The following is a 12,721-nucleotide window of genomic DNA, read 5'->3' as shown; positions in this document are numbered from 1 at the left end:
CCACCGCCCTGAGGCCGCGATGGCGCCTCCGGCACCACCCGTTGGAACAGCTCCCACAACTCATCCGGCACCAGCCGCTCAACAATCCCCGCCACGACCGACAGCCTACCCAATCATCCAAATGAGATGGCTTCTAAGCGAGCGGATCGCACCGCGACTGACCCCTGCCGAAGGGCTGTCCCGTAATCGTTCCTTGAAGGCCGACGGCACGTTGATGCGCATTCCGGCGGAGCCGTCCGATGTTGCGTATCTCGGTCACCTGACCTATGCCACACCCCACCGCGACGGCCGCTGGGGAGCCACCCGCTCGGGAGGTCATGCGGAACGCAGGGGGCAGGGCTGGCCAGGGGTTGTGATCGCTTGGCTGAGGGTGTGCTGGCCGACCCTCTGTGCGGCGTTGGGCCGCTCAGGCGCCTTCGCCGAGGACGGTGCGGATCAGTGTTCGCTGGGCGTCGGAGAGGCAGGGGTCCTGGAGGTCTAGCACCTCGTCGTCGACGGTGATTCGGTAGTGGTAGCCGTCGGCCATGGGGGCGACGGCCCGTTGCGCGAGTTCCTCCAGCTCCGCCGCGTCCGCGCGGCCCGAGGTGTCGAGTGTGCGGAGCTTCTCGAAGCCGGCGAAGCCTCCGGAGCGGGTGACCGTGATCAGCATGGCTCTTTCTCCTTTTCCTGGTGGTGTCACACGGTCTGCACGATGCAGCCACTGCCGCGAGTGCCCCGATCACCGGCTCGCTGTCACGGAACAGGGTCCCGGCGGTATGAACGTCCGGAATGCGCCGCTGTGTGGCCGGGCGAGTAGGGGCGTGCGCGGGTGTACGGGGGCGCACAAGGAAGCGGATGGGCCCACTCCAGAAGGCTCGCCAAGAGGCCCCTGAACGTTCACGGGGTCGTTTCACTTGGCTGGGGATAGGGAGCCGCCTCGCCGCGGCGCCGCCGGTCGGCAAGGGTGCTGGCGGAGCCAGCGCCCATCCAAACAGCGCAGCACCACCGCGATTACGCAAGAGCATCAGCCGCCCGCGCGCTCTGGCGGTCCTCCTGTCGGTCTTCTCCGTGATCGCTGTCACGATCCTGGCCACCGCCCCGGCACACGCGAGGGCGGAGTCGGTGTACAACGTGGTGCTCAAGAACTTCACCACGGGGAAGTGCGCCGACCTCCCCGGCTTCAACGCTCCCGGCCTGCAGCCGGTGACCCAGTACGACTGTCGGCCGGGTGCGGGCGACAACCAGATGTTCGACGCCGTCAACGGGGTCGACGGGTTCCTGATCCGCAGCGTCAAGAGCCCCGGCCTGTGTCTCGACTTCCCGAACTTCGGCGCACCCACCAGCGCCGACAAGGCCAGCCTCTACTACTGCCAGAACAGCACGGCCGACAACCAGCTCTGGCAGTCGATCCGGAACGACTCCGGCACCGCCTACATGCTCGTCAACTCCAAGAGCTACCACTCCGGACAGTGGATGTGTCTGGACGTGGACGGGTTCGCCTGGACGGCCAACGACCTCCGCCTTGGGGCCTATCCGTGCAGCGCGTCCCTCAGTGACGACCACTGGTGGAATTTCGTGTAGCGCGTCCCGTGTGATGAGCGGACGCGGGTGAGGCGCTCCGCACGGCGCACCGGACGTTGGACGGGAGCCGGCTTCGGGAGCTGGCGCACGAGCAGCATGTGGTGGTCGGGCAGCAGGCCAGCACGGCCCTGGCTCTGGCCGTCGAGGCGGGGCAGCCGGTCAGTGGGAGCGTGCTGCGCGAGGTCGAGCAGATCCTCCACGGCGGCTGGCCGATGAGGAGCTGCCGACCAGTGGGGGAGCGGGCGGCTGATGAAAGCCCCCGAGACGCTGCTGGGTTTCACTGGTCTGGAGTCGGCAGCGGGCGTGGTACCGGCACCCGCTCCCCGGGCCGTCGGCCTCGAGCGGCTCCGCTGGCCGTTGCAGAAGGCCGGTACGAAGGAGCCGGCGGCCGGAGCGGCCAAGCTCCACCGGGAACGGCTGGAGCAGCAACTAGCCCGCCGAGGCGATGGAAGCGGCCGCGGGAAGGCCCGGAACGACGCGGGGGAGAGGCTGGAAGCAGGCCGTGCCCGGAACACACGGGCGGCGTAACGGCACAGGGAGTCTTCCTCGTGCCGGGTTCGTGCGGGTCGCTGTCAGCCGAAGGCCGCAGCGTCGGCTTGGGCTTGTGCCAGCGCCGCCTGGTACTTCTGCGGGTCGTCCGCCGCCAGGCGCTGATAGAGACGGACGCGCCGGAGCATGACCTGGGCCGCGGCCGCGCGGTCCCCGGCCTCGTTGTGCGCGTGGGCCAGGTAGTAGTGCGCCGCGCTGAGGTAGGGCCATTCCCAGTACACGTTGGGAGTGGCCTGGCCCAGTTGCCCGTAGTCCACCGGCGTGGAGGCACCGGCAGGACGCAGCCCGGCCAGCTCCTCATAGATCTGCACCGCCAGCCGAGCCAGATCCTCCGGCGCCGGCGACCAGGCTCGGAAGTAGGCCAGAAGGTACACGAGGGCCGAGCCGTGGTAGGCGCTGTACTGGGTGGGATCGAACGCGGCAAGCCGCTCGCACACACGCACCCGCTGGAGCGCGACCGCCGCCCCCGTCTCGTATTCAGCGGCGTGGTAGTGGACGATCGCCAGGATCCACAGTGATCCGTCCAGAGCGTTCTGAGACCAGTACGCATTGGGGACCGCCTGGTGAAGTCGCTCGTAGTTCACCGGCTCGGCCGATTCGTCTCGGCGCAGGCCGGCCAACTCTTCGTAGACCCGGACTCCTTGCTGTGCGTAGCGCTTGGCCTCGGGCAGCCAGAGGTGGAAGTAATACACCAGGTCGAAGAGGGCGGAGCCGAGCTCGGGCTTGTACCTGGCCGCATCGAACGCGGTGAGGCGTTCGCACAGTCGCTCTCGCTGGAGTGCGACTGCCGTCGCCGTCTCGTATTCACCGGCCTTGTGATGCACGAAGGCAAGGTGGTGCAGAGCCGCGTTCAGGTAGGGCCATTCCCAGTAGACGTTGGGGGTGACTTGGTCCAGCCGGCCATAGTCCACGGGAGCGGAAGAGCCGTCCGGGCGCAGGCCGGCCAGTACCTCGTACACCTGGACGGCCTGCGCTGCGTAGGCGGCGGCCTCGTGTTGCTCCAGCCCCGAGCCGTAGTCGCCCACGAGGGAACGGAGGGCCAGAGCCAGGTACGGGCGCTGCTTCGCGGGGTCGAACCCCGTGAGTCGCCGGTAGATCTCGACCGCTTCGCGCGCCGCTTCCGTGGCCTCTTTGTGTTTCTTCGCTTGCTGGAGCACTTGTGCGTAGGTCTGGAGGGCCTGGGCGCGGTCGAACCACGGCTGAGGGCACTCGCGCATGTTGTCGGCCCGGACGGGCTTGCGGGGGTTGCGGTAGTCCAGGACCAGCGGAGCGTTCTCAAAGCCCGGGCAGCGGATCCGCAGAAAGCCTGCGTGCCCTGCAGGATCGGGGCCGTCCTGGCGGGAGTCGAGGTAGGGGCCCTCGACCAGGGGCAGTGAACGCAGGTCTGCCTGGAGCGGCTGACCGTTCATCTTCGTGACGCGGGCCCGGTACTTGTGGTCCGGGGATTCGATCGTTCGCCCGTAGGTGTCGAGCCAGAAGGCGAAGTCGCGGTCGTCAGGTGCCCTGAAGACGTACTCCTGACCGTAGAGAAGGGTGGTCGGCAGCGTGGGGCTCAGCTGGAATGTGGGATTTCGCTGGAGCGTTTTCTGTTTGAACTCTTCGAACGGCATCAGGGTGGATTCGACGGCGTACAGGAATCCCAGGTTCTGTGGGATCCGATCGAGCGCGCCCGGGTTCCCGGCCGGCGTCCGGTAGGCGGCGACATGGAATCCGAGGGCGCCGCACTCGCCCGCGTCGAGGTCGAGGAAGACCCATGGGTCGTCGTTCGGGGCATGGGTGCAGTCCAGCCATCTTCTGGGGATGACCAGGTTCGCGCCGCAGGCGAAGCCTTCATGGACTCCGGTGTTGACCGCGTAGCGCAGTTCGTCCCAGGGTGTGTAGCGGTCGAAGCGGATGAGTTCGGCGAAGGTCACGTCCGCTCGGGTGGGAATGAGTGTCGTCGATTCGGCGATGGCGACCTGCTTGAATCCCTGCAGTTGATCGGCGCCGTAGCCGCTGTTGAGGTACATTCCGCCGGCTGTCAGCAGAAACGACCGGGAGCTGTAGTAGACCTCGACCCCGCCATCGGGCTGGACGTCCGCCTCGTACAGCGGGGGCCGTCTTCCGTGGTGGAAGCGGTGTTGCGTGGGGCGCTGCTGGGGCGTCATCGCGATGATGTACGCGGCCGGCGGTGGGCGGTAGGCAGCCAACCCGGAAATCAGTGGGGTGAACGTCCACTCGGGGACGAGCTCCGATTCGGGTTTGCCGTCACGGGCGATCGGACCGGTGTACGTCCCGAAGAATTTGATCACCTGGTCGCAGTCGCCGGTGCGCCGTAGCTGGTTGTGGCCCTCATTGTCCGGCCGGTAGAGATGCTCGTGGAGTCGCCGGAAGGGAGCCACCCTGCGCTGCCTGTTGCTGGAGACAGCGCACTTGACGAACACGTAGTCGAGCAGGATCTGGGCGGCGGTCCTGATCTCCTCGTCCTTCGCGAATTCGTGGAGGTTGAACAGAGCGTGGAGCGACATCCGTTGGTAGGGGCGGGAGTTGAATTCGAGGAAGTCGTGCCGGGCGAACGTTTGCAGATGATCCAGCAACCAGCCCGTCACCCCGTTCTTGACATTGTCGAACCTTTCGCCGCCAAGTCGCTCGAACAGGAGCTGGTTCACCAGGTACCTGGTGCTTTCGATCATCAGGATGTGATTCTCGGTCTCCGGGGCGTCCTCGGTGAGGAAGACGTACCAGTGCAGGTTTTCTGTGACCGGTCCGGCCAGTGCATTGGGCACGAACTTCAGGAGGATGAACTCGATCTCTTCCTCGGTCAGCAGGGTCCGGTAGCGGTGTGCGATGACCACGAGGCCCTTGAGTGCCATGTCGTAGTCGCCAGGTCGTTGCACGGGCCCTTCGTCCACACGGGTGCCGACCTGTCCGTGTCCGCGATGGAGCTGCCTCAGGCGCACATGGGTGAGGATGCGGCTCGGGAGCTCGCCCGGGACACGGAAGCCGGGGTCGGCGGACGCTGCGTGCAGATGGGCGACGAGGTGCATCGTCCTGTTCTCGTCGGCCTCTTCCGACAGATCGCCCGGATGCAGCGGGTTGCTCACGGCCACGTGCCTGGCGATGGCGCTGACCCGGCTTCGATGGCTGGCATAGGCATGGGCCGGCGAGCCGTCGACCGCGGGAGGATCGAGGTGGGCGTCTACGGATCCACGTTCCAGGACGACATGGACCGGCGGCGCGCTGCCCTCGGCGCTCCCGAGGAGGACGGGTTTCACATGGAACTGGTAGAGCCCGTTCGGGAGCTTGAATCCGGTTTTCGTCCCGTCGGGCAGGGTGACGGTGAACTGATCGTCCCGGAGGACGTACCGACCGCTGCCGATGCCCGGCCGGGCCCACAGGGTGGGGCTGGGAGGCGGTAGCGGATCCTCGGTGAACCTTTCTCCGTTGATCCAGATCTCCACCCGGAACTCTGTGTAGTTGATCTCGGATCCGCCCCAGTCGACCTCCACGGACATGCGTCCGTCGGGCATGCGCCGCTGATAGGCGGCGACGACCATCCCCGGCCCGAACGCGGGCGCTGTCGAGATCGAACCGCGCTCGAAGCGCTGGCTGCGGATGTCGCCGACCGGATTGAGCACCTCGTCCTCGATCGGTTTGCCCAGCGGACCGGCCCAGGCACCGAACTCGTGCCAGCGATCGGCGATCACGCCGGTGACCCGACGGACACCGGGATCGGGCGTCTCGTCCGAACGGTGGAACGGAATCCGGACAGGGACGGTCCAGCCCGAGCACTCGTCGGACCCCAGGAATGGGTCGGTGCAGCTCTTGACGATGAAGGTGTATTCGCCGAACCCCTGCAGTCTCGTCCAGACCCGTACGTGCCCACGCTCCTGCGAGCGCACCTCAATGGCGGCCTGCTGCCCTTGGCTCACGCCGTTCCACTGGACGTCGTACCGGAAGTAGTCGTGATCGGCATGCGGTCTGGACCAGTCCAGGCAGACCTCGTTGCGCAGCCGGAAGACGCTGACGACCATGTCCTGGTCGGGCGACCACGAGATCTCCCCGCGTTCGAAGCGCTGCAGGCGCCCGGGGCGGCCCGGAACCTCCTCCTCCGGGCCCAGTGGCCGTCCGAACGGCCCGTCGCCAGCGCCCCACTCCCGCCAGCGTTTGCCGATCAGCGCGAGGTCATCGGCCTGATCGCCTGCCGGGATCAGGCCGTCGAAGTCCGCTGTTGCCGGCAGCTCCTCCCGGCCGTCGAACCACAGGACCGGCTCCTGGGATCGGCGACCCTGCCCATCCACGTATCCGACGACGCCCTCATCCCCATGGCTGGACAGGGTCTCATGGGGCGGTGCCGACCATGCGGCAGCGGGCCGCTGTACGCCGGCAGCGGGCCGCCGTACGCCGGTGGCGGTCGGCGGACCCGCGACCGATGTCCCGCGCAGCGCGGCCGCGGTGTTCCCATCGACCACACCGGTCACCGTCAACCGCCGTTCCGCCTGGAATGCGCGGACTGCCGCCCTGGTGGCCGGGCCGAAGAACTCTCTTTCCGCTTCGGCGCGGGGAACAGCGTGACCGCAGCGGAGAAGCAGATTCTGGAGGCCGACCACGTCGTCCCCGAACGTTCCCACACATAGGCCGCGGTCCTGCATGGCACCTCCCTGCCCGTTCCCCGGTGACCCCGACCGACGCCGCCGCAGCGGAGTCCGTGCCTAGTTGATGAACTCGAGTGCAACCAGGGTGCGGGGATCCCTCGTAGCGATCTGCACGCGCTCGAAGACACGGAAAAGCAGGTCTCCTTCGTTGTTCACCTGCGTGAAGGCGGTGACTGCGTCGAGTCCGACATAGATCGTCGTGGGCTCTCCGCCGAGAGAGGCGAGCAGACCGTGCCGCGGTGGCTTCGCGGACTGGTCGGTGAGCGCACTGGTCGCGCAGAAGCCGCCCGGAAACAGGGGGACGATGCGGTCGGCGGGCGTAACCAGCGTCTGGGCGCGAGGGCTGTGGGCGTCGCCGTAGATGTCGGTGTCCAAGAACAGCGCGTAGGGACCCGGCTGCCCCTCTGAGACCAGATGGCTGATGCCGCTGATCACCTGCTGGAAGATCGACTCCGGATATTCCTGCTTCGAACGGTCGACGGTCATCGCATGACCGGCTGTTCCCAGGAGGCCCGCTGTCGCCCCGTTGTTCTTCGCCAGCAGGGTCCTGGGTGGCAGGGTGGCGCCGCTGCCCCTGAAGAAGACCGCGTCCTCGGCCATGGCGATGTTCTTTGCAGCGAATTTGGCGAGCGTCCGGCCGGTTCCCAAAGACTCCTCGTTGTCGGCCTGGGCCTGGGTCATGGAGAATTCGATGGAGAGCTCGATCAACGGTTTCGTCGCACCCTCGGTGATCCTCAGGTTCTCGAGGTCGACGCTGTCGTCGGGCACGGTGACCGCTCCGGGCACCAGCGTGGCGGGGAAAACCTTCTGGGCCACGCGCAGTTGGCCGATCTCATCCTTGACGGCTGTGTCTATCCCTGCCCAGATCTCGGGGTTCCAGATCTTTTCTCTGCCCAGGTTGTTGTTCACGAGGTGTGCGGCGCGACGGTCCGGGCATGCGGGTACCGGGTGGCGGCGCCGCTCCCTCCCTCCCTCGGGATTGCGGCACGACGCGGGAAACTGCGCGGCCTTCGGCAGTGCCCCTCGGGCGGCCGCGGTCTCGCAGCGATGGGGGACAGGCGATACCGGCCTGGACGCGGTACTACCTGCATCCACTCCAGTGTGACCTGATCCGGGCGGGCGGGCAATCGCTGACCAGGCGGGATGCGACGCGGCAGCGAAGACGCGCACGCCGCTTCCGCAGGCAGACGACGTGAGATGCAAATACGGGGGTAGACCCGGGTCGGTCACCGCCCAGCTGATGGAACAACTCTCCGAGCGCGGACCCACCCGAGTCGCATGATTACCCGACAAATAATCAGTAAGGGCTAAATTCCTGCAAGACCCCTATGTGACTGAGACATGATGCGCTGTCATATTCCTGCCAGATTGCCCCGCTCATCTCGTTGCACCCATCAGGGGAAGGCAGGAACATGGGCAAATTCAGGTACGGAACCACGGCGTCGGCCATCGCGCTGGCCGCCTTGGGATCGCTCGCGGCCGCGGGAGGTACGGCTCACGCGGAAGCGGGTCAGGACACCATCAGCATGCTGAAGCAGGAGAAGACCCAGTGGTGCTGGGTCGCCTCCGGACTGACCATCGCCAAGTTCCAGGGCTTCGGCTCCACACAGACGGACTTCTGCAACCGGGCCCAGCCCTACTACGGCTGCAACAACCAGCCCGCCACGCTCGACGACATGGCCAGGGGCTGGAGCAGCCTCGGCATGGCCCACACCGGCTCGGGCCTGAGCAGCGCGGCCACGTTCAACCAGGTGTACACCGACGTCAAGGCGGCCCGGCCGATCGGTGCCCGCATCGGGTGGACGTCCGGTGGCGGCCACATGAATGTGGTCTACGGCTTCGACACGTCGAACAACACGATCGCTGTGGCCGACCCGTGGCCGGACACCGCCACGTACACGTGGTGGAACTACAACGACTACGTGAGCAACAGCTCGTCCAAGTGGACCCACTCCCGCATCGGCATCTCCCGCTAAGGCAGGCGACATGCGCGACACCAGCGGCACCGAAACGTCCAGCAAGCGGGTGGCCTCTCGCTTCTCCCGCCTGTCCATCGTCATCGCACTGAGCGCATCCGCACTGCTGTCCGTCGTCGGTCCGGCCCACCCGGCCCCGGCCAAGGACCCTCTCCCGGCCGACATCCCCGACTATCAGGCCGCCCTCAACGCCGTGAAGTCCACCGACGTCCGCAACGCCGTCTGCCGCTTCCTGCGCACTCCGGTACCCACCGGCGGCGCCGGCGAGTCGGTGCAGACGATCCCCGAAACGGCCGAGCCGTGCCAGGGCCTCGCCACCTTCACGATCAAGGACCCGGTGGCACTGAACGAGATCACCCCCGGCTTCGTCGCGGGCACCGCCCAACCACTGCCCACCGAGGCGATCAAGCTGACACAGCTGGTCTCCTCGCTCAGCACCACCGTCAACGGCCGCAACGCCACCGTCATGCTCGCCCCCACCCAGGGCGGCGGCTGGCACCTGGCAGCCGTGCGCGACGGCGACAGCGACGCCACATTCGCCGGCAAGGCCACCGTGGGCACGCTGGTCTTCACCGAACCGCAGATCCGCGGCTGGTACCAGCTCAAGCTCACCACCGTCGAGCCCCTCAACGACCAGGCCCGGCAAGGACTCGGCGGCCAGGCATCGGTGTCGCTCAGCGACTACCAGAAACTGGTCAAGGCCCGCTACGCCGACAAGCTGCCCGGCTCGGAGTACGACACCAAGGGCTACTCCAGCGGCTACAACCCCCAGCGCAAGGCGGAGGACGCCTCGTCCTCCACCCTGCTACTCGCCGGCGGTTCCAGCGCGGCACTCGCCCTCGCCGGCGGGGCCGCCCTGCTCCGCCGGCGCCGGCGCGCAAGCACCCGCTGAGCCGACCCCCGTCCCCTCGCTCCGCCCCGGCAGCCGGCCGGGACGGAGCGAATCCCCGTCCGGCCGGACCGCCACTGCGGTCCGGCCGGCGCAGCAGGGCTTGCGGCGGAACCGAATAACGGAGGTGGTGGTCACCGAGGCCGGTAGGCGGTGGCCAGCACGGAGACGGTGACATGGTCGGGCGCGAGCCCGCCATCGCCCAGGTCTGCACGATTCAGATGGCGTGCGCTCGGTGTCATGCCCACCAGATCCAGTGCCTCCGTTCCGGTCAAGGACGTGGCGTACTCAACTATTTGGGTGTCGCCGGCCTCGAAAAAGGGGTCCAGGGCCTGGTGCAGGCGCTGTTCCTTTGCCGGGTCGATCGCGATCATTCCGGACACCTGGCTGCGCAATTCAAGCAGGTGCCGCCCGGTCGGACGCACTACGACCAGCCGACCGCCCGGGCGCAGCACTCGGTGAAACTCGGATGGGTTGCGCGGGGCGAACACGTCCAGCACGACGTCAGCCATCCCGTCGGCCAGCGGGAGGGGACGGAACACGTCCCAGGTCGCGGCAGCTGCTCGCTCATGGGCACGGGCCGTCGCGCGCAGGGCGCGCACCGAGGTGTCCAGGCCCAGACCGCGGGCATCGGGCAGCTGATCGAGGACACCGGCCAGGTAGTAGCCCGTGCCGCACCCCGCGTCCACCACGGTGTTCTGCCCGGATACGGTGTCGGCCGCCAGGTGAGCCACGATCCGGCGGATCGGCCCGTACCTGCCAGTGGCCAGAAACCGGTCCCGGGCTCGGGCCATGGCCGCGTCGTCGCCACTGGTGGCGCGGGTGCCCGTCAGGAGGCTGACATAGCCATGACGGGAGATGTCGAAGGTGTGGCCCGCCGGGCAGCGCAGCGCGCCGCGGTCGGGGTGGAGACAAGCGCCGCACGTCGGACAGCGCAGGAGTTCGAGGAACGAGTCGAGGGCAGGGGGAAGCGAAACAGACATGGGACACTCCTGGCAACGGTGAAGGGAAGGGACCGTGCCTGCCCTCGCGCTCAGAAGATGGCCGTCCCAGAAGGAACGGATCGGCGTCGGCCCTCGATGCGGGCAGCGCCGAAACGCGGGTCATGCGGCAGGCACACCAAGGAGGGCGATGCCGGACGGCATCGCCCTCACAGCCTCCCGATCAGAGGAAGCAGTAGTGCGGAGTGCTCATGAATGCCATACCGCGATTCTACGAGGCTCGGCCGAAGCCCCTCGCGCGTGCCCGGAGTTAAGAGACACGGCCTGACCTCGATCCTTCGTGACGGGTCGTCGGATTCTCCGGCGGCCCGCTTCCGCTTGTCGGGTCGGTGACGGGCAGGCCGATGGCCCGGCTGCCGCGTCGGGTGTGCGCCGGTTTCCACGATCCCGGGGTGGGTGGTGCTGCTCGTTGGGGCGGGTGGTTGTTGCTGGTCAGCCGGGGTTCGGAAGAGCGTCGAGTCGCTCGATCGCGCCGGTGATCACGCTGGTCCAGGGCCAGTGGTGGGTGAATCTCAGGTGCCGGCGGCGGGCGGTGGTGACGAGCTGTGCGGCGGCGGAGAACAGTCGTAGCCGCAGGCGGCGGGGTTCCCAGAGGCGCGCCAGTACGTCACCGTCGAGCTCGGCGACCCAGGCACCGCCGCGGATCTCGCCGCCCGGTTCGACGGCGGGCGTCCAGGCGGAGCGGGGACCTTCAACACGGCCTGGTGGGCGGCGTCGGGGATGGTCATACCGACCGAATACGACAGCCACCGCCCGCGCTTCGCGAGCCAGGTCACGAACGCGTGTGTCCCACCGCCGGAGTCGGTCCGAATCAGCGTGTTCCGCCCGCGCCGGTGACGTTTGGGGAGCTGGGCCAGGGCGAGCTGGGTGGCGGTGATGTGGTCGGCGGCGGTGTTGCTGCCCGCGTTCCCGGGCCGCGGCAAGGCGGCCACCGGCTCTCCGGTGCCGCCGCGTCCGTGGTCGACGAAGCCCATGACTGGGTGGTGGCCGTAGGTCTTCTTCCAGGTCGCGGCCCTGTCCTGCTTGTCGGAGTGGGCCAGGACCAGCACCCCGTCCAGGTCCACGATCACCTGGCCCGCGGCGTCCGGCGCCGAGACACCGGCCAACTTCCAGACATGTTCATGGACTTCGGACCGGGCGGACCGAATCGCGGCCAGAGCCTTCGGGGCGGCCGCACGAGCCTGTCGATGAGCCGGGAGACGGTCGGGTCGGAGGCCACCGGCCCGAACACGGCCGGCTCGGCCCGCAGCATCGCGACATCCGCCAGGCAGTCCCCGCCGACCGCGACCGTGAGAGCCACATCGATCAGGATCTTGCCCGGATCGCGCACCGCCCGTGGCCGCCGCCACGGCGCGAGCGCCGCCGATATCGCGTTGTCCAGGCCGGTCTTGCGGACCGTCTCGACCAACAGCACACCCCCGGCCTGGGAGACCACCGCCCGGCCACCGCACGTGAAAGCCCGAGGCTAGATCCTGAGCCAGGCACCTCTCACCCACAAGACCCCACCCGCATGCGATCTTGCCACGGGAGAGCAATAATCCCGTATGTGCGGTCCAGTCGATTCTGGGGTGATCGTGGAGGGTTCCTCCTACGCAAGGCGACCCTGTGGACTCCGGGCGACCTATCCGGCCGAAATCTCCTTGGTGCATCCGCACCGGCATGGGCGGGTCGACGGTAGAGAAAATATGAGGCAACGCCATGTTTTTCTACAACAGGCAGACGCGAGGTGCCGCATCGGGCGAGCTCGATGCCAGTGGTGACTTCGTCAACTTGCGGGATTTTCCCGCTGGACAGTTCGGGGACTGGACCCACATCGTGCCCGCCGGGGGCCAGCTCTTCTTCTACAGCAAGGGCACGCGAGCTGCCGCATCGGGCGAGCTCGATGCCATTGGTAACTTCGTCAACTTGCGGGATTTTCCCGCTGGACACTTCGGGGACTGGACCCACATCGTGCCCGACGGCGGCCAGCCCTTCTTCTACAGCAAGGGCACGCGAGCTGCCGCATCGGGCCAGCTCGATGCCAGTGGTGACTTCGCCATCCGGAGGGACTTTCCGGCTGGACAGTTCGGGGACTGGACCCACATCGCGCCCGGCGGCGACCTCACCCGCCTC

At 67.7% G+C, this 12,721-nt stretch carries 8 protein-coding genes and 1 pseudogene; 4 read left to right on the top strand and 5 right to left on the bottom strand.

Annotated features, from left to right (window positions below; genetic code table 11):
* Window positions 1-406 precede the first annotated feature (406 nt).
* A complete protein-coding gene (locus ACZ45T_RS32740) occupies window positions 407-649 on the bottom strand; it encodes a protealysin inhibitor emfourin (protein ID WP_468447764.1) in 243 nt (80 codons plus the stop codon).
* 398 nt (window positions 650-1,047) lie between these two features.
* Here ACZ45T_RS32740 and ACZ45T_RS32735 point away from each other — a divergent pair, with 398 nt between their 5' ends.
* Entirely contained in the window at window positions 1,048-1,560 is a 513-nt protein-coding gene (locus tag ACZ45T_RS32735) for an RICIN domain-containing protein (protein WP_468447763.1), read from the top strand.
* Window positions 1,561-2,132: 572 nt separating this feature from the next.
* Here the strand turns inward: ACZ45T_RS32735 and ACZ45T_RS32730 are convergent.
* The gene (locus ACZ45T_RS32730; protein ID WP_468447762.1) at window positions 2,133-6,740 is read right to left on the bottom strand and encodes a peptidoglycan-binding protein; all 4,608 of its coding nucleotides are present in this window, start codon (window positions 6,738-6,740) and stop codon (window positions 2,133-2,135) included.
* Between the two features lie 60 nt (window positions 6,741-6,800).
* Window positions 6,801-7,652, bottom strand: a complete 852-nt coding sequence (locus tag ACZ45T_RS32725; protein ID WP_468447760.1) for an encapsulin — start codon at window positions 7,650-7,652, stop codon at window positions 6,801-6,803.
* Window positions 7,653-8,155: 503 nt separating this feature from the next.
* Here ACZ45T_RS32725 and ACZ45T_RS32720 point away from each other — a divergent pair.
* Together ACZ45T_RS32720 and ACZ45T_RS32715 are read left to right on the top strand one after the other, a co-directional pair.
* Window positions 8,156-8,719, top strand: coding sequence for a papain-like cysteine protease family protein (locus ACZ45T_RS32720; protein ID WP_468447758.1), 564 nt, complete (start codon window positions 8,156-8,158; stop codon window positions 8,717-8,719).
* Window positions 8,720-8,729: 10 nt separating this feature from the next.
* Window positions 8,730-9,611 carry a hypothetical protein gene (locus ACZ45T_RS32715; RefSeq protein WP_468447756.1) on the top strand — a complete coding sequence of 294 codons (882 nt, stop codon included), beginning with the start codon at window positions 8,730-8,732 and terminating at the stop codon, window positions 9,609-9,611.
* Window positions 9,612-9,742: 131 nt separating this feature from the next.
* Here ACZ45T_RS32715 and ACZ45T_RS32710 read toward each other — a convergent pair whose 3' ends face one another.
* Window positions 9,743-10,591, bottom strand: coding sequence for a putative RNA methyltransferase (locus tag ACZ45T_RS32710; RefSeq protein ID WP_468447754.1), 849 nt, complete (start codon window positions 10,589-10,591; stop codon window positions 9,743-9,745).
* Window positions 10,592-11,041: 450 nt separating this feature from the next.
* Window positions 11,042-12,044 (bottom strand): annotated as a pseudogene (locus ACZ45T_RS32705) (transposase).
* A 263-nt stretch (window positions 12,045-12,307) separates the two neighbouring features.
* Between ACZ45T_RS32705 and ACZ45T_RS32700 the strand changes: the two are divergent.
* A partial coding sequence (locus tag ACZ45T_RS32700; RefSeq protein WP_468447752.1) for a hypothetical protein occupies window positions 12,308-12,721 on the top strand: 414 nt, incomplete at its 3' end.

The organism is Streptomyces sp. NPDC030995, assembly GCF_055571215.1.
Note: the sequence above shows the minus strand (reverse complement) of the source record. Positions and strands in the feature narration are given on the sequence as shown.

Coding starts and splice junctions, on each gene's coding strand:
- ACZ45T_RS32720 (WP_468447758.1), top strand. CDS start 8,156: ATGGGCAAATTCAGGTACGGAACCACGGCGTCGGCCATCGCGCTGGCC.
- ACZ45T_RS32730 (WP_468447762.1), bottom strand. CDS start 6,740: ATGCAGGACCGCGGCCTATGTGTGGGAACGTTCGGGGACGACGTGGTC.
- ACZ45T_RS32740 (WP_468447764.1), bottom strand. CDS start 649: ATGCTGATCACGGTCACCCGCTCCGGAGGCTTCGCCGGCTTCGAGAAG.
- ACZ45T_RS32710 (WP_468447754.1), bottom strand. CDS start 10,591: ATGTCTGTTTCGCTTCCCCCTGCCCTCGACTCGTTCCTCGAACTCCTG.
- ACZ45T_RS32715 (WP_468447756.1), top strand. CDS start 8,730: ATGCGCGACACCAGCGGCACCGAAACGTCCAGCAAGCGGGTGGCCTCT.